The organism is Syntrophobotulus glycolicus DSM 8271, assembly GCF_000190635.1.
Lineage (GTDB): Bacteria > Bacillota > Desulfitobacteriia > Desulfitobacteriales > Syntrophobotulaceae > Syntrophobotulus > Syntrophobotulus glycolicus.
In genome coordinates this window covers 850768-877380 of sequence record NC_015172.1, presented here as the reverse complement: position 1 = coordinate 877380, position 26613 = coordinate 850768, and the positions used below count along the sequence as shown (strand labels likewise).

The window sequence follows — 26613 nt, the reverse complement described above, 5'->3', positions numbered from 1 at the left end:
CCCTCAGATTCGTCATCCTGAATTTACACTGGACAGAGATCAAGAATCTCCATTGCTGACTGCTCGAAAGATATCACCCCTTTCCTTTTACTGCTCGATTAGACTGTAAATCTGTTAATTGAGTTCATTCCAAAGACCTCTAAAAGCGGCGTCTTCAACTTTGAAAACAATATTCAGGCCGTTATAGTAAACATAGCCGCCCTCAATTAGTCTTAACTCCACTTCAGTACCATCCTTCAGTTTTACTTGCATGAATTTTTGACTTGTGAAACCCTGTTCATCAAATAAATAGGATAAACTCTCTCGTTCAAGCGGAATCGCGTTTTCCAGGGCCTCAAGAAAACGCGCAAATTGATCAAATCCCGTAAATGCTTTGTAATGATTCTTCCCGCTGTCCCAACTGTCAAAGTCCTCGTATTTCAGAGAACCTATATTATTCTCGATGTTGAACTTACCAAAAACGTCATTTCCTGTTTTCACTGTCATCCCATTTAAGCACTCAAAGAAATAGGCATAAGTTTGCCCATTGAGCTTGTCATACGTCATAATGCGAAAGCTCTTCTCGTACCCTTTTACCGTATAGACATCCCGCACTCCTACCGTTGAGGCCAGCTCCGGCGCATCATCCCTTTGCGTACTCCATTCTGTCAGATTTCCCTTGGTCGTTCCGAGTTTTTCACCAACTAATTCAGCTGCATTGTTCCACTCTTCAGATGAAGAGCTTTGCTTATATATTCTGCCTTGATACACAATAAGCCCCATCATTTTCGCCACCGGCTCAGTGTCGCCGGGCAATTGAATTTGAGGAATAAAAATGCCTGTATTTTGCTCCTTTGTGCTTGGGGACAAGAGTGCCTCCGAACTGTCGGCACTATCGCTTCTGCGTACCGGTCCGGTATCGGCATTTTCGTCACTTTTGGGCGGCAGCGCCCTGGGCGCTTCAGACCCCGGCGGGCTGGAATCTTCAACTGGGCTATTTTCACTTTTGAGGGCGTTTTCTTCCTTTTCCCGGTCCGTATTGGTTCGCTCCTTCTCCATCACGCCTGTGCTATGATCTTGCGTTCTATGATCTTGCGTTTCTGGCTCTGATTTTCCAGTTGGCCCGTCAGGTCCTTGCGCAATCGTACTCTCCTGGCTCACCTTTTGGCTTATCCTTAAGTTTGCATCCGCAGCTGAATGAGAATAGATCAAGACGCCCGTGCCAATAATCATGACAAGTCCGGCTGCTATCGAAGCGATCGCTCTATAGGAGGCCCTTCCCGGATCACCCTTGGTCAGCTTCTCTGCCAATCTGTCTTCCATTGCGTCATCAGGCTTGAGCCTTCCAATCACACGCTTGATCTCCTGCTTATCCATTTTCATTTCCTTCCAATTTTATTTTTAACAATTGGCGACCGCGTTGCAAACGCATTTTAATGGCAGACTCTTTAATGTTTAACACTTCCGCAATCTGCTTAATGGAATAGTCTTCAAAGTAATAAAAATAAATCACGGTCTTATACTTTGCTGGTAATTGGACAATATCCTTTAAAATATTCGAGTCGTAAGGATCGCTGTTATCTGTTTCGATCTCTTCCATTTGAACTACCTTTTTTCGCCAAAAGCTGCGCTGGATATCCCGGCAAAGATTAACCGTAACTTTGATGAGCCATGCTTTTTCATGCTCTTCATCCTTAAATTGCGGTGATTTATACAGAAGCTTATAAAAGGCTTCCTGCATCGCTTCTTCAGCGTCTTCTTTATTCCCAAGATTGACCATTGCTATCCTGAACACCATATTGCCATACAAATTGTATTTATGTGCGAAATTACTGATCATCAATTGGGACATGCCAAAATCTCCTTTCATAGGTAACACGGAGGATTATCGATAAAAGTCACAAATGTTTTCATCTTTTTTACTTTCACAATGTCAGCAAATTCAACATCAGAAATATCATCGATGAATTAGAGCTCCCTTGCCATCATTTTCCTCTATTTCCCCATTAAAAAGCAATAAAAATACTACTGGAAACGCCGAACGTTCCGGTAGTATCTATGATTCCTCATGTCACTCATGATCCCTTTTCCCCCATCAACCCAACTATGTTTCAAGAGCATCATTATCGTCTTCATTATCTTCATCGTAAATTCAACGGCTTCTTTGTCTTCAACTCTCTCTTTTTCAGGAAATAACCAAATACCAAAATGGCGACTGCGATTCCGATAATCACAAATGGTAAAGCCACAGATAAAAAATCTATCATTTCATTTCTCCCCGGTAAATTGGAATCTGTCTGCTTGGTTATCTGCCGTTTTATTGAGGAAAATACTGATTGACCTTTTGCCGAACCTCATCCAGCCACTGTTTTCTTTCCTCGCATGTACTGTCTGCAATGACCCGGAACATCACCCGATCAAATATTTTTACCCCGCAAAAACCAAAAATGCAATCTTTCCAAATATGGTGCAGAGGATCGCCAAAAACAGTGTTTTCCCGTTCCTCCGGCGTGTTCGATGTATTAAATACCAACCCTGCTTTAGCCTTCAATCGTCCAATAGGGAAGCCGCCCCCGTTATTTCCTTCCGGAAATATGTAAGCTACATTTTTTCTTAATACCCGGTCAATCCATCCCTTTACTATTGCAGGAGGCTGTCCCCACCAATTGGGGTGGATAATGACAATGCCGTCTGCTTCCTTTATTTCCGATTGATGACAAAGAACCAGCTCATCTTCTGTATTTTCACTGATTAGCTCCTTATCAGAAAGGATAGGATTAAAATTTTCTTGGCCTAGGTCATGGAACATGGCTGTATGTCCATTGTTTTTTAATGTCGTAATAACGGTTTCAGCAATAGCCGCATTAAAGCTGTTTTCATAAGGATGTCCTAAGATAACTGATATTTTCATTGTATACCTCCTTGTTTGCGTAACATCGCCACAATTATCCTAACAATACAATGCTTAAGTACGCTTTACTCTTCATTCTAAGTATCCTCTTCAAATTGGGATTTGACTTGCAGCTGCTTTAGCAGCTCAATTGGCTACGCAGTGCGCAGCTATTTGGGAAAGTCAAAGGCATACACCTTTTGCCGGGCTTCAGCAGCAGTATTTCGTATCCTTTCATAAAGACTGTTTTCTGGCGAATACCTGATAGAGAACCCGATTATTTGTCCATAACTATTTTGATTATACGATATTTTACCAATATTTTCATTATCACTATATGATCTTGGCGCAACATTCCACATGCCTAGAGTGCGTAATCATGATGGTACAGACCGCCTTTGAGCTTCATCTCCTTTGGCGCAAGCCAAGTGTAACAGATAGGTAAGACAAGAAAGCTCTTGAACACCGGAATGTTCAAGAGCCTTCAAATAAAGATGCGCAGATAAAGCTGCCGTCATCTCAACTGACCCGCTGCTTTACCTGTTTTTCTCGGAACGCGCAAAAAGAAACGTCCCGATGACCAGGCAAATCACCGCCAGCACGGCGATGGCAATAAAGTTCACCGCCGGGTTGAACAAAACCACCCTGCTGTATTCCGGCGTTCCCGCGTAGACCACCGCCCGGGCCAGGTCAAGGCAATAGGTCATCGGCATGGCATGGCTCAAGACATAGAGAATACCGCTGGAGTTATTGATCGGGATGATCGCGCCGGAAAGAAACATCTGGGGCATGGTGACCAGCATGACAGCAATATTGGCCGTTTTGTTGCTTTTGACCACCCCGATAATGATCATGGCCAGCGCGCCCCCCGAAAGGCACATCAGCGGTGACAGCGCAAGAATCATCAACAGCTGTCCGGGACTCAAGGTAATCCCCATCACAAGCCCGACAATTAAAGTGCCGGCCATGCTGACGACAGCACCGAAGGAAGACCCGAATATCTTGCCGAGCACGATCGCGTAGCGGGAAACCGGGGAGACCAGCATCTCCTGGGTAAAATCCGTGGTATGGTCCTCGACCAGCGACGTCATCCCTATGGTCGTGACCATAAAGAGCATGTTGACCAGCATGCCGACCAGCATAAATTTGCTGTAATCAAAGCCCAAGCCCCCCGCCATATTCTGGGCCAGGCTGCCGCCCAGCATGCCCATCATAATCAGCGGCATAACGAAGCTCATGATAATGGACGCGGGAGACCGGAGCGCGATGGTAATATCCCGGGCCGCAATACTGATCACGGCGTTGATTTCCCGCCCCAATCTTGATTGATGAGCAGCCGGGTGGCTGACGATTTCACTCATGCCACTGCGCCTCCCGTCTTTCTCAGATATTCCACATAGGCGTCTTCCAGGGACGGTTCATTGATTTTCAGTACCGTCAGCTTGGTTTTCAGGCCGGCGATAATTTCCTGCACCGTCATGTCCTGATCAGGGACGACGATCGGTCCGTTCTTTTGCTCGTCCTGTTGATAGAACAGCCCCAAATCAGCCAGCTCGCTTGTCAGGCCCTCCCGGTCCTCGGCGTCCAGGATCAGCTCCTGACGCAGCAGGCTTCTTTTCATTTCCTCCGGTGAGCTGCAGCCGGCGATTCGTCCGTGATTGATCACACAGACCTTATCCACCTGCTCGGCCTCGTCGATATAGTGGGTCGTTAAAAACACCGTTGTGCCGTGTTCCTGGCGCATGCTGTTGATGTATTCCCACAGGCTTCTGCGGCTGACGGCATCCAGTCCCTGGGTCGGTTCGTCCAGAAACAATACGGCCGGGGTGTGGATCAGGCTGCGGATAATCTCCAGCTTGCGCTGCATGCCGCCCGACATTTTTTTGACAGGCTTGAACAAGGCCTCCTGGATACCGACAATCTCAGCCAGTTCCAGCACGCGCTTTCTGTATTCGGACGGCATGAGGCGAAAAGTGGGACGGTAGCTGAACATCCCGTACAGGCAGGCATGAAAGCGGATGTTCTCTTCCGCCGAAAGCTGCAGGTCGAGACTGGGCTGTTGGAAAATGATCCCCACCTTTTCGCGCACCTGCTTCGCTTCTTTCTCCACGTCATAGCCCGCGATGGTGACAGTGCCGGAAGTCTTGGCCAGGGTAGTGGTCAGGATGGAGATGGTGGTGGTTTTCCCGGCTCCGTTGGGGCCGAGGAAAGCAAACAATTCTCCTTCCTCCACTGCGAAACTCACGCCCTTGACTGCGGGCGTCTTGGCTTTGTCATATTTTTTGATCAGTTCTTCTACGAGAATCATAGGCATAAAAATAAACCTCCTGTTATTGACTGCGCTCAATGATTGACGACAAAGAAGAGTTTACCGCTGTCAATTAAACGGAGCTTAAACTTTTTGTAAACGGGAGGTAAACAAAGTGCCTCTATTCAGTCTGCAGGTGCGAATATCTTGTATGGGTCAGCTTATTTTAACCCCGCATCTTTTAGGATTTGTTGAGCAGTAATCTCGTTGATCTCTCGGTGCCTTGGAACTTGAACGGCTCTTTTATTTGGGGCCTTGTAAATACTGTGGTCGCCTTCTCTTACTTTCTTAAACCCGTTAGATTCGCGTATTCTTACCAAGTCCCGCCGTTTCATTTATGTATCACCTGCCTCTGATCCTATTATATTACGATCCCCTTCCCCAAAAACATCTGGAAGCTCTTTACGACAGTCGATGCAGATTCTATCTCCAGGATGTTGCTTTACTGCTGAAATTCTTTTATAGTAAAAACAAATTTAAATCATTCTACATCAGAGTTATATAATAGCGGATCTTTCTAAACTGATCAGGCAAGCGGACGGACCGCAAAGGAAATAACGGCCGCCTGCCGGGTACGGCTTGGGTTACGATAACTCAGAAGGAATGTGTTGATGTGATGAAAAAATACCATTTATTGCGCTTGGGCACCCTTGAGATTCCTTTGACTCTGTCAATTATTCTCATTAAAGCTCGTTTGATGATGTATCATCTCAATCTGGAACTGCCCTGGAAAATACTATTGTTCAATTGCGGATTGCTTATGGTCCTGACCGCCGGCGCTTATCTGATGCGCCCTTTGTTTCGCCGGGGTTTTCTCTGTCTCCTCAACCTAAGCTGTTCCTTCCTTTTTTTCACCGACCTCCTGCATTACCGCTATTTCAACATTCCTCTCACTGCGTATTCCTTTCTGCAGACATCGAATTTAAACGGGCTGGGTGAAAGTATATTGGCTCTGGCGCGAATGAGCGACCTGCTTCTTTTCACTGATCTGCTGATCTGGCCTGTCTTTTTCTTCTTCACCGCTGCGTCCAAACTCCCCAAAAGCCGATTCATTTTTGCTTTCCAATTGATTCTTGGCCTGGCCTTGACTTGTTTTTATCCGGTGCAGCAAACCTACTATGAAAAAAACGATATCTTCCGCCGTTTTGATACGGCCATGACCTTTCATCACTTTGGCCCTCTGGGCTTTCATTCGGTGGATACGGCCTATTATCTTATGGATAAAAACATTGCGCTGACCGATGAAACAGAGGATTTGATCCTGGCCTGGTTTGACAACCGGGAGCAGCCTGATGCGGATCAATTTTTCTCCGCTCTGCAAGGCGGCAGCAAAGGGAAAAATTTAATCGTGATTCAGGTAGAGTCCTTGCAGAATTTCGTCATCGGGCAGACTGTGGCCGGCCAGCCCATTACTCCTAATTTGAACGAACTTTTGGGCCATAGTTTTTATTACCGGCATTTTTATCCTCAGACTGTGGATGGGAATAGCTCCGATGCGGAGCTGGTGGTAAACAGCTCCCTTTATCCCATTCGAAAAGGCAGCACCTTTTTCAGTTACCCGGGAAACCAGTATCATTCGTTGCCCCTGCTGCTGAAACCTTACGGGTATCAAACCGTGGCTGTTCACAGCGATGAAGCCAGCTTTTGGAACCGGCACCTCGTTTATCCCAACCTGGGATTTGACGAGTTTTGGGATATTGACAAGTTTGCTCAGACAGATCTGGTGGGCATGGGCCTCAGCGACATGGCTATGTTTGAGCAGTCAGCGGCTATGCTGAAAGAGCTGCCTCAGCCGTTTTACTCTTTTATCATTACCCTTACCAGCCACTATCCCTATTCGATGCCTTCCGATCAGCAATTTCTTGAATTGCCGCCCGCTTTGGACGGTTCCCATGTAGGGAATTACTTGCAGGCTGTACGGTATACCGATCAGGCCATCGGCGGCTTTATGCAGGAATTGAAACAAAATGGCCTGCTGGATAACTCCCTGGTGGTCATTTACGGGGATCACGACGGGCTTTTTGAAAGAGACAAACCGCAATTGGAAGAGCTATGGGCCGGAAAAACCATTAGCGGCGAAGAATGGGTCAGGGAATATATGCCCGTGCCCTTGATCATTTACCAGCCGGATTTTGAAGGAAAAAGGCCCGGGGGCTACGGCGGCCAGGTGGATGTTTTGCCGACCATTGCTTATTTAATGGGATTTGAGCAGGAAGCTGCCCATTATGCCATGGGAAAAAACCTGCTGACTCCGGCGGGGGGATTCGCGATCATTCCCCGGGGCGACTACATTAAACAGATGGCTCGCGTTACCCCGGACCGCATTGACTACGATTGGGACCCGGACAGTGAGGTGGGGCAAACTCTTCAAGTCGCTGATCTCATCATCAGGACCAATTTCTTTGCCATCAGTCAGCGGGCAGCAAGCCATGCCGAGAACTGAAGGGTCTCAACCATAGGCACCTTTAGCCGTGTTCATGCTTTCGTTTCCGAAAAGGAAATAAACCGCCCCTGTGCAAGGATTAGCGGTTTATTTCGTTATTCCCTAAGCCGACCGCCCCTAAAGCGGCTGTTGCCGAGGAATCATGTTGGCGCATGGTTCCTCTTTTGATCTTAGTCTACCATAAAAATGATAAATTTATTGCACTATATCATCTAGCATTTCATCATCATTTTGTATTTCCCTTGGATTCCTTACCAGATTTACGGGATGTAAACAACCCTGAACATCATCCGGATTGGTTCTGGGGCAAGGTGACCGTAAAGGTTGTGCCTTTGCCGATCGCGCTTTGCGGCGTAATCTGCCCGCCGTGCAGTTCCACGATTTTCTTGGCGAGGGAGAGCCCCAGCCCGTTGCCGCCAAGGGCGCGGTCGCGGGATTTGTCCACTTTATAAAACCGCTCAAAGATATGGATCTGGTCTTCCGGGGCGATGCCGGTGCCGGTATCGCTGATCCGGCAGCATACATTCCCCTGGCCGGCTTTTAATTCAATCCGGATCACGCCGCCCCCCGGCGTGAATTTGACGGCATTATGCAGCAGGTTGACCCAGACCTGGGACAAGAGTCCCTCGTCCCCTTGGATCGTCAGTTTTTCCAGGTCGGCTTCCAGGGCGATATCCTTGGCGCTCCATTGCGGTTCCAGCATCAGGGCGATGTCCTCCAGCTGCTTGTCGAGCCGGTATTCCTTGCGGGCTAATGACTCGCTGCCGGTCTCCAGGGCCGACAGCTTCAGCAGGTTGTCGCTTAAGGCCGACAGCCGTTTGCTTTCCGTTTCGATAATGCCAAGATAGTGGGTTTTCTGTTCGGCGGTCAGGGCGTCATTTTTTAACAAGGCGGCAAAGCCGCTGATGGAAGTCAGGGGGGACTGGATCTCATGGGATACATTGGAGATAAAATCCTGCCGCAGCTGTTCCAGGGAACCGAGTTCTTTGGCGATTTTATTGACTCCCTCCACGATATCACGGAATAAATGATCCCGCGGTTCAATAAAAACATCGAAATCCCCCTGGGCGATGCGGGTCATGGCGTTCAGCAGCTGGCTGTTCATGCCCTGCCGCTCCCCAAACTTATGGGAATGCCGGACCGCGGCGACTCTGACCAGGGAGATAGCACCCGCGAAGATCACGAGGCCCATGACGCCGGAAAAAATATGCCGCCAGAATTCCGGGGGAGTTCCGGTCCGCCGGTAAAGGACTGTCATCAGCATGTACCCTCCGGCAAAACATAACGCAAACGACAGGACAGCGGCCAGGGAGGACAGCACGGCATGCGGGCGCCGCGGCCAGGGCTGCTGTGTTTCCGGCGACGGCTGCGGCGGTTGGGGCCGCTGTCTCATGACATCACCTCCAGCCGGTAGCCAAGCCCGCGGACGGTGGTAATCTTAAAACCGGCCGTTTCCTCAGGAAAACGGTCGCGCAGGCGGTTGACATGGACGTCCAGCGTCCGTTCATTGCCTTCAAAGTCCACGCCCCAGATATCCTCAATCAACTGGTTGCGGGAAAATGTTTTCCCGGGAAAGCCCGCCAGCTTAAAAATCAGTTCAAATTCTTTCAGGGGAATATCCTCGCGTACCCCATTCAGGGTGATGCTGTAGCTGTTCTTGTCGATCAGGACATTGCCGGTTTGAATGACCTGAGAAGCCTCAATTTTATAACGCCGCAGCAGGGCCTGCACGCGGGCGATCAGCTCGTCTCCTTCAAAAGGCTTGGTCAGATAATCGTCGGCGCCAAGCCCAAAGCCCTTCACTTTGCTCGCCAGTTCTCCTTTGGCCGTCAGCATGATGACCGGCAGGTTTTCGTAATAGCGCCGCAAATGGCGGCAGAGTTCAAAGCCGTCCATATTCGGCATCATCACGTCGATGATCACCAAATCCGGGTTGTCGTTCAGCATTTTTTGCAGGGCCTCACGCCCATCCGCCGCTTCGCAGGCCGCAAAGCCGCTGCGATGCAGCAGGGCGAGCACCAGCTCACGGATGTTCGGGTCGTCGTCCACAATCATAATTTTACTCATTTTCATCACCTATCCTGCCAAACGGCGCATTTGGGGACGATAAAAATCGTTCTCAGTGATGACACCGTATCATGCTCATGTAAACAGAGCTTAAACAAAGGCAAAACATGCTGTCCTCTGGGATAATCAAGCGGCATGGGGTAACGATTCGTTCACCCTATATTTTCACGGTCAAAAGAACCGGCAGGGGCGCAATCCCCGGAAAGAGAAAGCCGCCGCTGCCGCCCACAACGCCGGATGGCGGTGCAAGGAAAGTATAACACAAATCCTGCCGCCCTTCCATTCGCGTTGCCTTGTGACAACAACAGAGGAAGGACGACTTTTCATGGAGAAAAAATCATATCAATGCATTCGCGCGCATGGGCTTTGCCATCAACAAGGGTCTCCGGTATATGCCGGCGCATTGCTTGCCAGCCAGTCAGTTTCGTTTTTAGGCAGTTTCATTTTTGCGGTTCAGACAAGATCCTTCCCGTTCTTGAAATTTTCGCGTTTAAGAAGTATACTGTAAAAAAAGCGCAAGAGGTATGATCATGGATTACATCAGCGCAAGGGAAGCCGCGGATAAATGGGGTATTACAAGCCGGATGGTCAATTACCATTGCGCAGCCGGACGAATCGAAGGCGCGCGGAAGATCGGCAATATATGGGCCGTGCCGCAAGACGCTCCCAAGCCCGACGACGGAAGAAAACGTCCGAAAAAATAAACCGGCATACGACCAAGCGAGGTGATCACATGCCCATCCATATCACGATTTGCGACGACAGCCAGGAGGACATCAGCCGCTTATCGGGCGCGCTGCGGGCATATGATCCCGCCTTTGCAATCACATCTTTTACGGACAGCCGGACACTGCTGGACGAGCTTGCAGACACCCGCTTCACGGCGGATATTTTATTTCTGGATATCTATATGCCGGGCCTCGACGGCATTGAAACGGCGCGGAAAATCAGGGCGCAAAGACCGGATGTTAAAATCATCTTTGTCTCCACCAGCCGGGAGCATTACCCGCAGGCCTACGAGGTGTTCGCGTTCAATTATCTGGTCAAGCCTTTTGCCAAAGAGCAGCTTGACCGGATACTCGCGCGCGCCATCCGGGAAAGCAATCTGGAAAACGGGCATAAAATCCGGTTCAGCTATAAATCGGCCCTGCACACGGTGGATTGCCGGGATATCCTGTACCTTGAAAGCAGCGACAAGCGCATCCTGTTCCATTTGGCGGACGGCGGCACGCTGCAGCGCTACGGAAAGCTGGACGATATGGTCGGGGAATTGCCGGAGCAAGCTTTTATCCGCTGCCATCAGAGCTTTGTCGTCAATACCGCCCATATCCGGGAGTTGGGCGAAAGCTATTTCCGCGTGGGCCAGGCGCTGATCGGGATTTCCAAAAAGCACGCAAAGTTCGCAAAGGAACAGTATTACGCGTATCTGTTCTCCCATATGGACAGGGGGGCGCCGGAATGAGGATGGTGAGCGCGGAGAGAAAAATCCGGCTGAGCCTGATTGCCGGACTGGTATTTATCCTCCTGTTTGCCCATATTCCGGTACTGTATACCGCCCTGTATCATCCGCTGACCGGCGCGCAGGCGGCCGAAAACGGCAGGATGGACGGCGCGGGGTTCACGGCCGGCGCTCTCGTTTTGGACGGAGAGTGGGAATTTTATTGGGACCGGCTGATCGTGACCGAGCAAAGCTCCGGAGATCCGCCGGATTTTCTGATCCGGGCGCCGGGTTATTGGTCGGAGTACCAAATCGGCGGCGTGCATTTGCCGGCCCAAGGAGTTGCCAGCTACCGGCTGATCGTGGACGGCCTTTCCCGCTCCAACCCCGTTACGGCCTACATCCCGGATTTTGGCAGCGCGTACCGCGTATTTGTGGACGGTGTTCTGACCGCCGGGAGCGGAACCGTATCGAGAAATATCGAAGACGTTTTTACCGTACCCCAGGCGAAGCTGTATCCGGTCACGCTGTCCGGAGCGGAGACGCACGAGATCGTCATCGAGCTTGCCACCGCGCGCTTTTCCGGGCTGTATATGGCCCCTGTTCTGGCCGATTATCATGACACAATACAGCAAAGCGAAATCCGTGAGAGCATTCGCTTTATCCTGTACGGCGTGGTTTTGTTTTCGTTTTTCGCGTTCATCGCCCTGTTCGTTCTGTCCAGAGGAAAAAAGCTGCGCGTAGCGTATCTCCCCGCCATCATGCTGCTTATTCTCCTGCGGATTATGCTCAGCGCCGAGTTTTACGGCTTCTGGCAGAGCAGCCTCTTTTTCGGCCTATCCTATGAGGACAGCAACCCCCTATTGTATCTGGTGACGTTCATATTGAAATTCCTGCTCATTTTTCTCATTCAGGAACAGTTCGGCGTCGCCTTCTCCAAACGGGAAAAGGCTTTCTTTTTCCTGTATTACGCTGCCATCTACCTGATCTACCTTTTCACGCCCTTTGACCTTTACAACCGGTATCTTTCGCTGGTCCTTCCCGTTGCCGCCTTTGCGCTGGAGGTATACGGGTTTATCAAGGTGTATCGCGGGCGGCGGCGGATCAAGCGGTACGGCCTGCTGATCTACTGGGGCGTTTCCCTTGCCGTCGCCGGGCTGATCGCGGACTGCTACTATCTTGGCGGCAACGTCTATCCCAACCTGTCCCTGGCGCTGCTGGTCATGCTGTCCGCCTGTCTGCTGCTGGTGGGGCTGGCGTACGCGCTGCGGCTTGCCGATCAATACCGTGATCTGGCGGTAGCGGATTCCGAGTTCCGGCAGGCGCGGGCGCAGATCGCCATGCAGACGGAATATTACGACGCTTTGAACGGGCAGATGAACGAGATACGGGCGATCCGTCACGATACCCGCCACTTCATCGACGTACTCGGTACCCTGGCCGACGAAGGGCGGTATGACGAGCTGAGACGTTTTCTGGGCGAGTACGCCGAAAGGGCGGACACCGAGCCGCTGCCGGTGTTCTGCCAAAACACCGTGGCCAACTCCATTTTGGGCTATTATGCCTTAAAAGCAAGGACGAAGGAAATTCCCTTCCGGTGCGTCAGCGTTATCCCAAAGGAACTTCCGTTAAGCGACGGCGACCTCTGCGTCGTTTTGGGAAACGCGCTGGAAAACGCGCTGGAAGCCTGCGCCAAGCCCGCCGTCCAAAGCGGGCGGTTTATCGCGGTACAGGCCGGGACCGCGGGCGGCCAATTTCTGATCAAGATTGAAAATTCTTACGACGGCTTTGTCAGCATAAAAGACGGGGAGCTTCTTTCCTCCAAGGGCGGCGGCGCGCACGGCATCGGGCTTCAGAATATCCGCCGGGTCGTAAAGAGCTGCGGCGGCTTTGTGAAAATCGACCGCACCGCAACGACATTTACGCTGATGGTCGCTTGCCCACACCCCGTCAAAGCCGAAGCAGCGCCGCTTCACGATTCGCCGGGCGGCGCGCCTCACCAATGATCATTTTTCCATGCCTTCCCCGCTGTCAAGCCGGCGGCGGGTTTTTTTTCGCCAATTTCGGCGATAAAGGGTCTGTTTTCGCCGTTTGCCCGCGCGGAAGTTCTTTTTCGCTATACTGAAACGGGAGATCACAGCACGGAGGTGAGCGTTATGCTTTACCAACTGTACCCGCAGTCCGGACGGACAAAGGTGTTTACGGACAAGCAAAGCGGCATCAAATTCCCCTGCCTCACCATAGCCGAAATAAAAGCGCGGTATCCGGACGGGTGTTTCACGGTCGTCGGGGAAACCGGCGGCTTTGCAAGCGGGGGGGACTGTCCGGACACCCTGGCCTCCGACGGCGGCAAAACCGTTCCCGTGCTGCCGCGCGGCAGTCATATCCGGCCTTGGGAACGGGTGGCGGGTTACATAGCGGTGGACCGGGATACCTATGTTGCGGCGGTGAAAAGCGCGGCGCCCGCCTTTCTCTGGAAGCTCAGATTTTTCCGGGCACGGCGGCGCCAAGACAAATAGAACAGGGAGGAGACCCCAATGAATACACACAAACCACGCCACAGGCTGACAGCCCTTGTGCTGTCTGCCCTGATGGTATTCGGCATGACGCCGGCTCCGGCACAGGCTGACGGAACCGACGGCGGGGCCGGCGAGATCATCGCCTTTGAAGCATTGCCGGCGGAGGTTGCGGACAGGCAGACTGCCCTCGGAACCGCTTTGGAGGATCTGGCGCTGCCGGGCACATTGAACGCCACGGTGCGGATCGCCACGGCGACGGGCACACAAGCGCAGGAAGAAGCTGAGTCGGAGGAGTCTGAACCGGCGGAACAGGGAGAGTCTGTTCCGGATTCCGGCGAATCGGCTCAGGCTGCCGCAGGCTCTGCCGTCACGTCGGAGGAAAGCGGCGACGGTACTGCGCCGGAAGTCACGGAATCAGAAATTTCCATTCCGGTCACCTGGGTTTCCGCGCCTGACTATGACGGCGATGCGGCAGGTACCTATACCTTCACCGCCGAAATAGAGGGCTTTACGCTCAGCGCCGAGCCTCCCGTCATCACCGTGACGGTGGGCGCGACGGTGAGCGCGGCAGCGGCCCGCGGGATCGTGACCGCCTTTGACGCGCTTGAAGACGAGGTCCGCTGGCAGTCAGTGGAAAACGGCACGGCGCTTGAGGATTTGAACCTGCCACAGACCCTTGCCGCCACCGTGGAGGGAGAAGCGGCACAGGTTCCCGTGACGTGGAGCGCCGAGCCGGAGTATGACGCGACCGCCAAAGGCCTTTATATCTTTACGGCGCAGCTGGCCGAGGGCTTTCGCACCACGGAGGAGCCGCCCCACATCGCCGTGGTGGTGAAGGCGCAGCAGCAGCAGCGTATGCTGCTGCGCAGCATCGGGGGCGGCGCGCAGTCCACAGCCCCGTTTCTCATCAGCACTGCGGCACAGCTGGCCGAAATTGCGGCGCTGACCAACGCGGGGCGGCTGGAAAGCACATTCCTCGGCACAACAACGGGCACGGTGTACTTAAAGCTGGACAACGATATTGACCTGTCCGGCTATGCGGCCGCCGACAGCGGAGCGGGCTGGACGCCAATCGGGACTGATACAAATATGTTTTTGGGGCAGTTTGACGGCGATAACCATACGATTTCCAACCTGACCATCAACCGCGGCGACAACTTTCAGGGGCTGTTCGGTTATATCGGCGGTGGCACGGCGCAAAACCTCGGCGTGGTCAATGCCTGCGTCAACGGCAGCAGCTATGTTGGCGGCGTAGCGGGGCGTGTTAATGGCGGCACGGTGCAAAACTGCTACAGCACAGGCAGCGTCAGCGGCATCTGCTATGTCGGCGGCGTGGCGGGGTGGGTTAATGACGGCACGGTACAAGACTGCTACAGCACCGGCAGTGTCAGCGGCACAGATGATGTTGGCGGTGTGGCGGGGCTTGTTGCCGGCACGGTGGAAAACTGCTACAGCACAGGCAGCGTCAGCGGCACAGATGATGTCGGCGGCGTGGCGGGGGTGGTTGCTGGCGGCACGGTACAAGACTGCTACAGCACCGGCAGTGTCAGCGGCACAGCCAACTATGTCGGCGGCGTGGCGGGGTGGGTTTATGGCGGTACGGTGCAAGACTGCGCCGCGCTGAACCCCTCGGTTTCCGGCAGCACGAATGTCGGACGCGTAGCGGGGTCTGTTTACGGCTCCCTCTCCTTAAACATCGCCTTTTCCGGCATGACGGTGACGGTGAACGGCATCGATCAAACCATCTCCGACGGCGCGGCGGGAAATAAAAACGGCGCAGCCACAACCGCCGCCGACCTCACGGCGGATACCGGCGGGGTGCTTTCCGGTCTGTTTACGGCGGATGGCGGCTGGTCGTACACCTCCGGTAAGCTGCCTGTCCTGCTCAAGAGCGGCAGCGCCACGGAGCTAATGCCGGGGCAGGACGCTACCCTGCCCGCGCATATCAGCGGAACGTATTTCGCCGGGGGCACGGGCGCGAGCGGCGACGCTTACCAAATCAGCACCGCCGCCCAGCTTGCGGCACTGGCCAAGCTGGTGAACGAGGGGAATACAAACTACAATGCCGGCACGGTGTACTACGAACTAACAAACGACCTTGACCTGTCCGGCTATACAACGGCTGACAGCGGAGCGGGCTGGACACCGATCGGGAATAGTGCCAATAAGTTTTTAGGGCAGTTTAACGGCGGTAACCATACGATTTCCAACCTGACCATCAGCCGCGGAAGCGCCAACTATCAGGGGCTGTTCGGGGCTATCGGCAGCGGCGGCACGGTGCAAAACCTCGGCGTGGTCAATGCCAGCGTCAGCGGCGGCCAGAATGTCGGAGGCGTGGCGGGACATGTTTCTGGCGGTTCTGGCGGCACGGTGGAAAACTGCCACAGCACGGGCAGCGTCAGCGGCAGCCGCTTTGTCGGGGGCGTGGCGGGGTATGTTTATATCAACGCAACGGTAAAAAACTGCTATAGCACGGCCGGCGTCAGCGGTGGCGAGAATGTCGGGGGCGTGGCGGGGAGTGTTTATAGCGTCGGCGCAACGGTAGAAAACTGCTACAGCACGGGCAGCGTCAGCGGCGGCGAGAATGTCGGGGGCGTGGCGGGGAGTGTTTATAACGTCGGCGCAACGGTAAAAAACTGCTACAGCACGAGCATCGTCAGCGGCGGAAGCTCTGTCGGCGGCGTAGCGGGGGATGTTTCTCAGGGCAAGGTGCTGGACTGCGCCGCGCTGAACCCCTCGGTTTCCGGCAGCGGCGATGTCCGGCGTGTGGCGATGAGTTATTTAGGGAGTCTATCGGGCAACATCGCCTTTGCCGGCATGACGGTGAACGGTTCCGCTGTCACCGGCGGCGCGGCGAATGGTGAGAACGGCGCGGACACAACCGCCGCCCAGCTTACGGAAAATACGGATACCGCGCTTTCCAGCCGCTTTACGGCGACGGGCGGCTGGTCGTACACCGCCGGTAAGCTGCCCGTCCTGTTCAAGAGCGGCAGCACGACCGAGTGTATGCCGGGGCAGGACGATACCCTGCCCGCGCATCTCAGCGGGATCTATTTCAACGGCGGGGGCACAGACACAAACCCCTACCAAATTGCCACCGCCGCCCAGCTTGCGGCACTGGCCAAGCTGGTGAACGAGGGGAATCCCACAGCGCAGAGCACCTACAACACCAACACGGTATACTACAAGCTGACAAACGATCTCGACCTGTCCGGCTACGCGGCCGCCGACAGCAGCAAGGGCTGGACGCCGGTCGGCAATTCCACTAATCAATTTAAGGGAAGCTTTGACGGCAACGGTAAAACCATTACCGGACTGATTATCAACCGCACCGACGACGGTCTCCAAGGGCTGTTTGGCTGGATCAGTTCCGGCACCACGGTTGCTGACCTTGGTGTAATAAACGTCCATATAGCAGGCAAAGACTCTGTCGGCGCTGTGGCAGGGTATCTCGGCGCCGGTGCCACGGTACAAAACTGCTACAGCACCGGCAGTATCAGCGGCACCAATGGTATCGGCGGCATCACAGGATCTGTTTTTGGCACGGTAACAGACTGCTATAGTGCTGCCACCGTCAGCGGCAGCGGCTATGTCGGCGGCGTGGCGGGGTATGTTGAGGGTGGCACGGTGCAAAGCTGCTACAGCACCGGCGGCGTCAGCGGCATCGTATGTGTTGGGGGCGTGGCGGGGTATGTTGGCATTAACAGCACGGTGCAAAACTGCTACAGCACCGGCAGCGTCAGCGGCACAGATGATGTCGGCGGCGTGGCGGGGTATGTTTTTTACGGCAATGTGCAAAGCTGCTACAGCACCGGCAGCGTCAGCGGCAACCGGTTTGTCGGCGGCGTGGCGGGGTATGTTGAGGGTGGCACGGTGCAAAGCTGCTACAGCACCGGCGGCGTCAGCGGCACAAGCACTGTCGGCGGCGTGGCGGGAAAGGTTGATGGCGGAACGGTGCGAGACTGCGCCGCACTGAACCCCACAGTTTCCGGCAACTCCGCTGTCGGGCGTGTTGTGGCAGGGTATGTTGGCAGCAGCGTCTTGAGCAATAATTACGCCTACGGCGGCATGACCTGCGCAAGCGCCGGCAGCGCGTATAACGACGGCACAGCCCTGACCTCCGTCGTCCTGTTCGGCGGCGGCTTCTGGAATACTGCCGCCAACTGGGACAGCGCCTATACATGGAACACCTCAAGCATATGGACGCTGGAGGAGGATAAGCTGCCCACCCTGACAGGACTGGCCGGACAAACCGGCGCGCCGGGGGTATACCTGATCAGCTTTTCCACCTCCGCGCTGACCGTCACACCCTCGGAAACCGGTATCAGCGGCAGCGGCATATCCTACAGCGCGCCCTTCTCCGCGTCCGCGCGGACCGTCACCGTCACCGTTACAGGCTGGGATACCTGGTCGAATCCGGCGGTGACTGTCACGGCGAAAACGCCGGATAACACCGCCCTTACAGTCACACCGGCGGATACGACGAACGGCAGCGCCGCCTTTACGCTGCCGGGGAATGTCAGCGGCGCGTTCACCATTACCGCCGCCGCCAAAAGCAATCCCGTCAATGTAAACACCACGGTCACACTGACGGTGGCCGCCGATCCGGATATCGCCACCGTAGCCGCCGCCAAAACGGCGGCGGAAAACGCCCCCTACAGCAGCATGACCCAGGCGGCGGCAACCAGCGAGACTGTCATTGAAAACACCTTGAAAGCCACGGCGGAAACGGCGGTAGGCAACAGCAGTGTTACTGTAACCGTCAACAAAGCGAGCTATACCGCGCCGGTGGCCGGCACCTCGGCCAATCGGGCGGGCACAAACGGCAGCTATGTCTTTACCGTCACTGTGTCCAAGGGCGCCCAGACCCAGACCACGGTCCAGAAAACCATCGCCGTTACGGCGACTGCCTATACGGGCGGCAGTCATTCCGGCCGCCGTTCAAGCTATAGCGCCCCGAAGGTTACCGTCACCCCCACCGCACAGCCCGACCAGCCCACCATCGGCAGCGTCACAGGAAAAACGGCGGGAACCGCCGCACAAGCCGCCTATGCCGTCACCGACAGCATAGTGAAAGCCGCCCTTGAAAAAGCGCAGGCGGGAGCCAAAGCGCAAAACCGCGCCGCTTATGGCGTGAGCGCAAGGATTGAGCTGGACACACCCTCCGCCGCAGAGCTGACCGTCACGCTGGAGCGCGCCGCCCTGAACCGGCTGGTGAGCGCGGGGGCAAAGCACTTTGAGCTCACAGGCACGCCCATCTCCCTTTCCTTTGACGCGCAGGTGCTTTCGGAGCTGCAAAAGCAGGGTACGGGCAACGTGACCATCACGGTGAAGCCCGCGACGGTCACGGGTGTTCGCAATGCCTATGATCTTACCCTGAGCATGGTGAAGGACGGCAAAGCCGTAAGCTTCACAAGCCTTGGCGGCGGCAGCGTGACGCTTTCCATTCCCTCTGCTCCGGGCGAAAATGAGGCGGCGGGCTATCTGTACGCTGTCTATGTGGACGCCAAGGGCCGGATCAATCGCATCGCCGATTCCTCTTATGACACCAACAGCGGGAGCGTGATCTGCCGCACCAATCACTTTTCGGTGTACGGTGTGGGCTATACAGCTCCATCAACCAATTTCACCGACGTCACAAAGCATTGGGCAAAGGAAAGCATTGACGATGCGGTCGGGCGCGGGCTGTTCGGCGGAACCTCCGATACCGCTTTCTCTCCCAACACCGCCATCACGCGGGGAATACTGGTGACAGCCCTCGGCAGGCTGGCCGGTATTGATGTGAAAGCATACACCGCCGGCAGTTTCACCGACGTGGCGACGGACCAATACTACGCGCCCTACATTGAGTGGGCGTACAAAAAAGGCATCGTTCAGGGCATCGGCAACAGGAAGTTTGCCCCGGAACGGGCCGTTACCCGTGAGGAAATCGCGGTGATCTTCACCAACTACGCGAAAGCCACCGGTTACACCCTGCCCGTTACCAGCGAGGCAACCGCCTATGCGGACAACAGCAGCATCGGCAGCACCTGCAAAACGGCGGTCACGGCCATGCAGCAGGCAGGTATCATGATGGGTGGCGCTAACAACCGCTTCAATCCGAAATCCAGTGCCACCCGCGCGGAAGTCAGCGCCATGCTCCACCGCTATATTAAGCTGACTATCGACCCCGCCACGGCGCAGGGCTGGGCGAAAAACGACGCCGGACAGTGGCTCTGCTACAAGGACGGCAAGGCCCTCACCGGCTGGCAGACCATCGACGGCGTGAAGTATTACTTTAATGCCAACGGTACCCTGAAAACCGGCTGGGTAAAAGACGATTCAGGCAGCTGGCACTTCTATTCCGGCAACAAGATGCTCAGGGGCTGGTGAGACATCGGCGCGAACGGCAACAACAAACGCTATTCGCAAGTGGTATTGCTTCAATGCCGACGGTTCTTTAGCGGTCAGCACCAAAGCTGATGAGTATGAGGTGAACGAAAACGGCGTGAGAAAAACCAAGTAACAGTTAAGACAAAAAAGATAGGAGGCAGAGCAAAAATCGCTCTGTCTCCTATCTTTCTTTGCTCAAATTGGACAAAACATAAACCATCTTGACAAAATGTTTAGAAAAGAATGATAATGATTTCGTATTGACTTTCCCTACCGTCCAAGATCATATTCTGCAACTTTCTGCGAAAGATATCCAAAAACGCACAAACGTGCGCTCTACAAGGAGGAAAAGGATGAATATTTCGTTTGGTTCTATCAATTTTACAAGAACGCCTGGAGAAAATGCAAATTTCGGGAATCATAAGACGGCGGATTTCTCTGCTGTGAACTCCAATATTCAAAAACAGGTCGTTTATTTAAAAACAGACGATATGCTGTATTCCGGCGGAAATGGTACAGGACTGTCTTTCTATATCAAATACGCAGATGAATCATCAACGGATAATCCAGTCGTGCTGGCAAAGGGCGTAGATGAAAAGGGAAATAAATTTGAACAAAAAATTTACATCAATCATATTAATCCGTCCGATGCTTCTCTCGTAGAGATGCGCGCTCTAGAGGCCTATTGCCATGCTGATAAAAGCTCCGGCCTTTCCTCTCTGCCACCAGAGACGGGAACTATGGGGCTAACTGATCGAAGTAATTTTTTAGAGATGTTGAAAAACAATATCCGGGATCTGACCACATTAGGCAGACAGGATCTATCAACGATATATTTGAATCATCTGCAGGTTTATTCTCATTTTGCGAAGAAAGGTTCAACCACCGGCGGCTTAGGCAGTGTAAAAAACTTATGGCAAGGCTGACAGAGCAGATCTTTCCGAATTGATTATTTTCTATTTTAATCGGTAAATACCCTATACTGCCGGGGGATAAGAAATGAAAAAGATAAAGTAAACAACGAAACCGGAGCCTACTTACACTACGATACAAAGACAAAGGAATTTATCGCTAGCGGGTTAGGTGGATTTGGCGGTGCCCGCTTTCCTAAATTAGTAAAAAAAGAACAACTAAATGATGATACTTTAACATTAACAGTTGATTATTACGTTGATGATTCATATAAAAATGTGTATATTACCAATGCTTACACGATTCGGTTCTCCGATAATGGGTATAAATATTTATCTATTCAACGCGTTCTTTAAAAGTATAGATCAAAGTATCCGGGTAGTTTTCAAAATGAGAACAAGGAGACTTCCAATTCTGCTCTCAGCCTCATTCTTCCTTGTTCTTGGTCATCTCCCGCTGCATTTCCGCAATATCAATGGTTTTGGCGGCATATTGTTTCCTCAGTAATTCCGGCGGAACGAAATCATTGTATTTTCCCTCGACCTTTATCCCGTCAGGGATCCTTAAGTCGCTGATGGACAGCGGCACAGTTTTGATGTGCTCTAATGCTTGCAAGAGCGCATCGCGTCCGACGTTTTTTACAATAAGGAACGGCCAGTAGGGGGGCGTATACTGTCGCTGGGGTAACAGCACCGTCAGCGCAAGGTCGAGCGCGTTTGCCGCCTTCGTTCCAAGCCACAAGGCAAGGCCGAAGGTGTCCGGAGAAATTTCAAACACCGGGTTTTCTAACAGCCGTGTCTGACGTATCGTCAGCCGTATTTCGTTCAGACGGGATGCCGCGCTCGGATGAAGATACGGATATTCCGTAGGGCCTGCGATAACCTCACGCATCTTTTGGAGGACTCTGGTATGTTCAAAGCCGCCGCCGGTGCCGTCCCAAACAGTCGGCGGCTTGCCTTTGGCACTTGTGACATCAATGATCTTCTGTTCTTGATCAACTTCAACGACTGACCAAGTTTTCCCGCTTAACACAAACGTGGTGTCCGGCGGCAGCGGCTTACTTAATGTCCCAATTTCCTGGGAACCGTCTCGCACCGAATATTCGGCTGGGCTTTCAAAAACAGAATAAAAGTGATAATGATTTGTCAGGATTTCGCCTTTGGCGCCGACTAAAAGTCCGCCGGAAGAGGTTCTTTCCAGCTGCTCTTTTTCCAGCATATCACGCAGCAAGATTTTGTAATCTTCCTGAGAAACATCGGCAAACACCGCCTCGCTCAATATCGACTGCGCCAACAGCTCAGGCTTCGCTTCGCCGTGGCTGTAAAGAAAGCTCATGGTTTGATGGTATAAAACGCCATAGGGATAGCGATCCGCGGCAATCGGCTCCAGCCAGTTCTCCCGGTATAATTCAATCAGGGCAATACATTTTACAAAAAGCCAGTTGATGGCTTGATAAAACTCGATGCCTTCTGATTTCTTTTCTTCCTCAAAAAGAAAACACATTTCCGAGACCCCGCCGCGGCGGCCGCTGCGACCGAGTCTTTGCGCCAGACTGGCCACCGAATGCGGGCAGCCGGTTTGCACGATGCGTTCCAGGTCGCCTAAATCGATCCCCAATTCTAAGGTAACGGTCGCTCCCGTTACAAGCGGCAGATCAGAAAATTTCATTTGCGTTTCGGCATACTCGCGGTTGGAAGCGGAAATACTGCCGTGGTGGACCAGAAACACATCGGGCTCCCGGCGTTTTTCCGCGATGTCTTTGAGGTTCACCATGTTGCGTTCCACGTCGGAACGAGAGTTGGAAAAAACGATGCTTTTCTTTCCTCGCGTCAGGCTGTAAAGCGACTCGAAAAATCCCAGGGCACTTTGGCGTTCTTGATCAACAGAACCAGGCAACGTATAAAAATGACTGATCATGATCATCGCCTTGCGTCTTTCTGTCCCAACATCCGGCGTGACACAGGTTCTTGGCGTCCCGCTGTTTAACCATTGTTCTGCCGCCGGCCCATCGCCCAGCGTAGCGGAGAGGCCGATGCGCCGCGGCGAAAAGCCGATCAGATTCTGCAGTCTCTCCAGAAGAGAAAGAAGCTGAACCCCTCTGTCCTCGCCGATGAAATGATGCACCTCATCAATAATGATAAAGCGAAGGTCGGAAAACAGCTTCATCGCCTGCTGTTTTCTTTTCATCAGCATCGCCTCTAAGGATTCCGGGGTGGTCTGCATAATGCCTTTCGGATTCTTGAGCAGTTTGTTTTTCAGGGATTGCGACGCGTCGCCATGCCACTTGGTTACAGGAATATAGGCTTCTTCCAGCAATTCCTCAATGCGCACGAACTGGTCGTTAATCAAGGCTTTCAAAGGGGCGATGTACAATACGCCAACGCTGCTGGAAGGTTTGTGATACAGCTCAGTAATCACCGGCAAAAACGCCGCTTCTGTTTTGCCGGATGCAGTCGGTGTCGCGATGAGAAGGTTGTTATCCGTATGCAAGATGACATCACAGGCCGCAACCTGGACTTCACGCAGTTCTTCCCAGTTGTTGCGGTAAATGTAGTCTTGAATAAACGGGGCCAGCTTCTCGAACGCGTTCATATCTCAAATCCTTTAAACTCCTCCTGGATTTTTTCGTCGTTTGCAGACGATGCGGCATATTCAAAATTTTCCCCGCCTAAAATGCCTTCCAATGACTTTTCAGGATTTTGGAGAATGATATTCAGGATCTCAATAAAATCCCGGATGATTTCACGCGGAGTGATGTTTTGTCCTGCGCCAACCCGTGCAAACTCCGTTTTGATGAAATACTGCAGGGACTCCGATTTTAGCTTCGGCTCATATTTGTACACAAGCGCATGGATAGATTCCAGCTTTTGCACAAGGAAATACATCTCTTCGGGGGTAAGGGTTTTGAGCCTGATGATCGGCGCCAGCAGATCGCGGGTAGCGCCATCGGCAAAACGGCTGGATTCAAGCCGGGATTTCAGGGCCTCATAGCTGAATACGCCGCGCCGCGTGTCTTCGATGCACTGCGGTGTGCCGCCCATAATCACACCTAAATATTGCGCCTTGCCCTGCATCACATCGTTGTAGATGGTCAATATCTTTTCATAATTGTTCTGCCGTGAAACCGAATTCGGGATTTTGAACAGATTGACCAATTCGTCAATCATCATAATCATACCCTTATATCCCGCTTTCACGACGAACATCGAGAACAGCTTGATGTACTCATACCAGTCGTCATCCGTGATGATCACGCCGACGCCCAGCTCCTGTTTGGCCTCTGTTTTGGTCGGATATTCGCCGCGCAGCCATTTTAGCGTTTTCCTCTTTGCTTCGTCGTCCTCGTTGACCGTTGCTTTCCAGTACAGCGAAATAATCCGCGCAAAATCAAAGCCGTGCACAATGGTTTCCAGTTCATTGACGGTCTGATGGATCTTGAGCTCGACGAATTCGTTGAGCTGCGGGCTGTCTGCCGAGAGGGAATTTTCGATCATCACTTCCGTTTTCAGGGCCGCTATCCACTTCTGGAGCAACAGGCTCAAAGCGCCGCCGTCAGGGGAGGTATGGGTAGACAGGTTTTTCATCAGTTCCTTGTAGGTAGCAAGGCCCTCCCCCTTATTGCCGACGAGGCGGCGTTCGGGAGACAGGTCGGCATCAACGACCACAAAGCCGCGTTCCATGGCGTAGTTGCGGATTGTTTGCAAGAGAAAGCTCTTGCCCGCGCCGTATTTCCCGACGATAAAGCGGAACGAAGCCCCACCGATCGTAATGGTCTCAACATCGTGCAAAAGAGCATCGATCTCATCTTTTCTTCCCACCGTAATGTAGCCAAGCCCCGTACGCGGAACCACGCCGCCTTTTAAGGCGTTCAGCAGTGTGCCGGCAACCCGTGGCGGAATTTTGTTTGTTGCACTCATCTATTGCCCTCCCAACCATGATTTCAGTTCTTCGGTATAATCGTCATACACATAGGGCACGCTCTCGGAATCGTCGATCATGTGATCGGCAATCACCTCAAGTGCTTTGGCATTGATTGTTTCTATCAGCAATTCGCTGTTGGGCGGAACTTGTCCTCCGTTCAGCAAAGTAATCAACAGGGTTCGTCCTTCTTCCGGCAGAGAATCTACGAAACCGGCCATTCCCGCAATTTCAAGATCAGGCGCTACCGCTGCAGGAGGTGGGACTTCAGCCACCGGCGCCGGCTGTTCTTCAACAATGAGCTTTGCCGCAGTTTCCATATGTTCTTTTTCGATATCCTTCAGCTTGCTCAAGTCTATCTCAACAGGCTTAATCTCCTTCACCACACCGTTTACGCTGACGAGATGGGCCAGTTTGCAGTATTCGGCGATCGCGCGAACGATTGCCGGCTCAAATTCGGTGCCGCTTATGACGGAGAAGGCCTTTGCTTTCCATACTTTCAGCCTGTCCATTGTCGGGCGAGTAAAATAAGTGAATTTATCCGGTTCGCTGTTTATCAAACTATTTTCCACCTGAGAAATATTCGGCATTTGCAGGCTGCGCTTGTAACCGAAGTGTTCCCGCATTTTGATTTCGATGGATTTCAGGATGTATCCGATCACAGACCGGTACTGGGTCAACGTGAGATACTCCCGATACCAACCCCTGCTGTTCAGTTTTATCGTTTCAAAGTCGTCAAGCTGTACCGTTATCGGCTGTATGGCTGTCTTCCTATGTACAGCACCTCTGAAGAGAGAATATATTTTCTCTCTGCGGTTTTCCCAAAACATTTTTCGCAAATCCACGCCGCCGCTTTTGAACAGTTTGGCAAGCTCCTGTATGACAAAGCAAGCGCATTTTTCAATCATCGCCTGATCTGTGGCTTTGTAAAACTGCCCGTTTGTGATCCTGAATGACGACGACGCTTCGATCACTCTCAAATCGTCCCAACTGCACGACTTTGCTTTTGCCAGCAAAGCAACATCTTCGCTGTGATACGGAACAGGAAAACCGCGGCTAAGATCCGTAAATTCCACCGCGAACTGTGGTTTATGAACCACATAATAATCTCGTATCCATTCCCGCAAATAGACATCGATTTTTTCATCATACCGCCTGAACGCCGTCCAAAGGGCAATCAATTTCCCGATCGCCTCAGCGGGGCTGCTCACCCCGACATCATTCAGCAGTTCGAAGACATAACAAAATGCATAGGATAATGAGGTGTCCTCAATCACCCCCTGACGCACCTTTGTGCGCCAAGTAAAATATGTGCGCAGTTGCGCGTCGTCCATTTTGAGATAAGTGGCGCAGTAGGGATCAAGCGGAATCTTCCGGTCATCATCATCCGTAAAATCCTTCATCAATTGCGCTTGCTTGCAAAAGATCTCAGCATCATCAGCATAATAGCTCAGGTATCCCTCTCGAACACCGCCAATTTGCCTCATCTTCTTAAAGGTCGCGTATGGCTCGGATTGCGGTCCTCTTGCGGGTGGCTTTTGTGTTATTTTTTCGGGAGAATACTTGCCGCTCTGATTTTCTTGCGGCGGCTGCACGGATGCAAAATGTTCATGATTCTGACTGACATCTTTGAGGGCGAGCCGTCGGATGAACACAGCGATATTGTCCCTGGTGCAGTTCTCATTGGGGAATATTTTGTTGATCAACGTCATGAGCGCATGAATATTTGCCATAGAATACAACTCCTCGTCATACCTCATCATTCAC

The 26613-nt window shown here is 52.7% G+C and carries 19 protein-coding genes; 7 read left to right on the top strand and 12 right to left on the bottom strand.

The genetic code is table 11. The features are described 5' to 3' along the window. Positions 1-114: 114 nt before the first annotated feature. From SGLY_RS04505 to SGLY_RS17425, 6 genes are all read right to left on the bottom strand, one after another. The gene (locus SGLY_RS04505; protein ID WP_013624109.1) at positions 115-1356 is read right to left on the bottom strand and encodes a hypothetical protein; all 1242 of its coding nucleotides are present in this window, start codon (positions 1354-1356) and stop codon (positions 115-117) included. Then, complete coding sequence (locus SGLY_RS04500; RefSeq protein WP_013624108.1) at positions 1349-1831, bottom strand: RNA polymerase sigma factor; 483 nt, start codon at positions 1829-1831, stop codon at positions 1349-1351. Before SGLY_RS04500 ends, SGLY_RS04505 begins: the two co-directional genes overlap by 8 nt. A 465-nt stretch (positions 1832-2296) precedes the next feature. Beyond that, the gene (locus tag SGLY_RS04495; protein ID WP_013624106.1) at positions 2297-2890 is read right to left on the bottom strand and encodes an NAD(P)H-dependent oxidoreductase; all 594 of its coding nucleotides are present in this window, start codon (positions 2888-2890) and stop codon (positions 2297-2299) included. A gap of 515 nt (positions 2891-3405) precedes the next feature. After that, positions 3406-4230 (bottom strand): ABC transporter permease, encoded by an 825-nt coding sequence (locus tag SGLY_RS04490; RefSeq protein WP_013624105.1) that lies wholly within the window; start codon positions 4228-4230, stop codon positions 3406-3408. Next, positions 4227-5183, bottom strand: coding sequence for an ATP-binding cassette domain-containing protein (locus SGLY_RS04485; protein ID WP_013624104.1), 957 nt, complete (start codon positions 5181-5183; stop codon positions 4227-4229). The genes SGLY_RS04490 and SGLY_RS04485 overlap by 4 nt, the downstream gene beginning before the upstream one ends. Positions 5184-5338: 155 nt before the next feature. Beyond that, the gene (locus SGLY_RS17425; protein ID WP_013624103.1) at positions 5339-5512 is read right to left on the bottom strand and encodes a type II toxin-antitoxin system HicA family toxin; all 174 of its coding nucleotides are present in this window, start codon (positions 5510-5512) and stop codon (positions 5339-5341) included. 281 nt (positions 5513-5793) lie between these two features. Between SGLY_RS17425 and SGLY_RS04480 the strand changes: the two genes are divergently transcribed. Continuing rightward, on the top strand, positions 5794-7620 hold the full coding sequence (locus tag SGLY_RS04480) for an LTA synthase family protein (protein WP_041444629.1): 1827 nt from the start codon (positions 5794-5796) through the stop codon (positions 7618-7620). A gap of 286 nt (positions 7621-7906) precedes the next feature. On the opposite strand, the gene SGLY_RS04475 is transcribed toward SGLY_RS04480, so the two are convergent. The 3 genes from SGLY_RS04475 to SGLY_RS18495 all read right to left on the bottom strand — a co-directional run bounded on the left by SGLY_RS04475 (position 7907) and on the right by SGLY_RS18495 (position 9970). After that, positions 7907-9013 carry a sensor histidine kinase gene (locus SGLY_RS04475; protein ID WP_013624101.1) on the bottom strand — a complete coding sequence of 369 codons (1107 nt, stop codon included), beginning with the start codon at positions 9011-9013 and terminating at the stop codon, positions 7907-7909. Further along, entirely contained in the window at positions 9010-9687 is a 678-nt protein-coding gene (locus SGLY_RS04470; RefSeq protein WP_041445043.1) for a response regulator transcription factor, read from the bottom strand. The genes SGLY_RS04475 and SGLY_RS04470 overlap by 4 nt, the downstream gene beginning before the upstream one ends. Positions 9688-9844: 157 nt before the next feature. After that, the gene (locus SGLY_RS18495; protein ID WP_282432413.1) at positions 9845-9970 is read right to left on the bottom strand and encodes a hypothetical protein; all 126 of its coding nucleotides are present in this window, start codon (positions 9968-9970) and stop codon (positions 9845-9847) included. Positions 9971-10217: 247 nt separating this feature from the next. On the opposite strand from SGLY_RS18495, the gene SGLY_RS04465 reads away from it, so the two are divergent. From SGLY_RS04465 to SGLY_RS17010, 6 genes are all read left to right on the top strand, one after another. Next, positions 10218-10391, top strand: coding sequence for a helix-turn-helix domain-containing protein (locus SGLY_RS04465; RefSeq protein WP_013624099.1), 174 nt, complete (start codon positions 10218-10220; stop codon positions 10389-10391). Positions 10392-10420: 29 nt separating this feature from the next. Further along, a complete protein-coding gene (locus tag SGLY_RS04460) occupies positions 10421-11149 on the top strand; it encodes a LytR/AlgR family response regulator transcription factor (protein WP_013624098.1) in 729 nt (242 codons plus the stop codon). Next, positions 11146-13131 carry a sensor histidine kinase gene (locus tag SGLY_RS04455; protein WP_013624097.1) on the top strand — a complete coding sequence of 662 codons (1986 nt, stop codon included), beginning with the start codon at positions 11146-11148 and terminating at the stop codon, positions 13129-13131. The genes SGLY_RS04460 and SGLY_RS04455 overlap by 4 nt, the downstream gene beginning before the upstream one ends. Before the next feature lie 150 nt (positions 13132-13281). After that, positions 13282-13644: a hypothetical protein gene (locus tag SGLY_RS04450; RefSeq protein ID WP_013624096.1), complete on the top strand. Its 363-nt coding sequence runs from the start codon at positions 13282-13284 to the stop codon at positions 13642-13644. Between the two features lie 18 nt (positions 13645-13662). Beyond that, positions 13663-20016 (top strand): S-layer homology domain-containing protein, encoded by a 6354-nt coding sequence (locus tag SGLY_RS04445; protein ID WP_013624095.1) that lies wholly within the window; start codon positions 13663-13665, stop codon positions 20014-20016. Between the two features lie 353 nt (positions 20017-20369). Further along, on the top strand, positions 20370-20942 hold the full coding sequence (locus tag SGLY_RS17010; protein WP_013624094.1) for a hypothetical protein: 573 nt from the start codon (positions 20370-20372) through the stop codon (positions 20940-20942). A 412-nt stretch (positions 20943-21354) separates the two neighbouring features. Here the strand turns inward: SGLY_RS17010 and SGLY_RS04435 are convergent, their stop codons facing one another. Genes SGLY_RS04435 through SGLY_RS04425 form a run of 3 tightly spaced genes read right to left on the bottom strand, consistent with a single transcriptional unit; the run spans position 21355 to position 26579 of the window. Continuing rightward, on the bottom strand, positions 21355-23520 hold the full coding sequence (locus tag SGLY_RS04435; protein WP_013624093.1) for a DEAD/DEAH box helicase: 2166 nt from the start codon (positions 23518-23520) through the stop codon (positions 21355-21357). Then, positions 23517-24845: an ATP-binding protein gene (locus SGLY_RS04430; RefSeq protein WP_013624092.1), complete on the bottom strand. Its 1329-nt coding sequence runs from the start codon at positions 24843-24845 to the stop codon at positions 23517-23519. Before SGLY_RS04430 ends, SGLY_RS04435 begins: the two co-directional genes overlap by 4 nt. Then, the gene (locus SGLY_RS04425; RefSeq protein WP_013624091.1) at positions 24846-26579 is read right to left on the bottom strand and encodes a TerB N- and C- terminal domain-containing protein; all 1734 of its coding nucleotides are present in this window, start codon (positions 26577-26579) and stop codon (positions 24846-24848) included. Positions 26580-26613 lie beyond the last annotated feature (34 nt).

Coding starts and splice junctions, on each gene's coding strand:
- SGLY_RS04505 (WP_013624109.1), bottom strand. CDS start 1,356: ATGGATAAGCAGGAGATCAAGCGTGTGATTGGAAGGCTCAAGCCTGAT.
- SGLY_RS04500 (WP_013624108.1), bottom strand. CDS start 1,831: ATGTCCCAATTGATGATCAGTAATTTCGCACATAAATACAATTTGTAT.
- SGLY_RS04495 (WP_013624106.1), bottom strand. CDS start 2,890: ATGAAAATATCAGTTATCTTAGGACATCCTTATGAAAACAGCTTTAAT.
- SGLY_RS04490 (WP_013624105.1), bottom strand. CDS start 4,230: ATGAGTGAAATCGTCAGCCACCCGGCTGCTCATCAATCAAGATTGGGG.
- SGLY_RS04485 (WP_013624104.1), bottom strand. CDS start 5,183: ATGCCTATGATTCTCGTAGAAGAACTGATCAAAAAATATGACAAAGCC.
- SGLY_RS17425 (WP_013624103.1), bottom strand. CDS start 5,512: ATGAAACGGCGGGACTTGGTAAGAATACGCGAATCTAACGGGTTTAAG.
- SGLY_RS04480 (WP_041444629.1), top strand. CDS start 5,794: ATGAAAAAATACCATTTATTGCGCTTGGGCACCCTTGAGATTCCTTTG.
- SGLY_RS04475 (WP_013624101.1), bottom strand. CDS start 9,013: ATGAGACAGCGGCCCCAACCGCCGCAGCCGTCGCCGGAAACACAGCAG.
- SGLY_RS04470 (WP_041445043.1), bottom strand. CDS start 9,687: ATGAGTAAAATTATGATTGTGGACGACGACCCGAACATCCGTGAGCTG.
- SGLY_RS18495 (WP_282432413.1), bottom strand. CDS start 9,970: ATGGAAGGGCGGCAGGATTTGTGTTATACTTTCCTTGCACCGCCATCC.
- SGLY_RS04465 (WP_013624099.1), top strand. CDS start 10,218: ATGGATTACATCAGCGCAAGGGAAGCCGCGGATAAATGGGGTATTACA.
- SGLY_RS04460 (WP_013624098.1), top strand. CDS start 10,421: ATGCCCATCCATATCACGATTTGCGACGACAGCCAGGAGGACATCAGC.
- SGLY_RS04455 (WP_013624097.1), top strand. CDS start 11,146: ATGAGGATGGTGAGCGCGGAGAGAAAAATCCGGCTGAGCCTGATTGCC.
- SGLY_RS04450 (WP_013624096.1), top strand. CDS start 13,282: ATGCTTTACCAACTGTACCCGCAGTCCGGACGGACAAAGGTGTTTACG.
- SGLY_RS04445 (WP_013624095.1), top strand. CDS start 13,663: ATGAATACACACAAACCACGCCACAGGCTGACAGCCCTTGTGCTGTCT.
- SGLY_RS17010 (WP_013624094.1), top strand. CDS start 20,370: ATGAATATTTCGTTTGGTTCTATCAATTTTACAAGAACGCCTGGAGAA.
- SGLY_RS04435 (WP_013624093.1), bottom strand. CDS start 23,520: ATGAACGCGTTCGAGAAGCTGGCCCCGTTTATTCAAGACTACATTTAC.
- SGLY_RS04430 (WP_013624092.1), bottom strand. CDS start 24,845: ATGAGTGCAACAAACAAAATTCCGCCACGGGTTGCCGGCACACTGCTG.
- SGLY_RS04425 (WP_013624091.1), bottom strand. CDS start 26,579: ATGGCAAATATTCATGCGCTCATGACGTTGATCAACAAAATATTCCCC.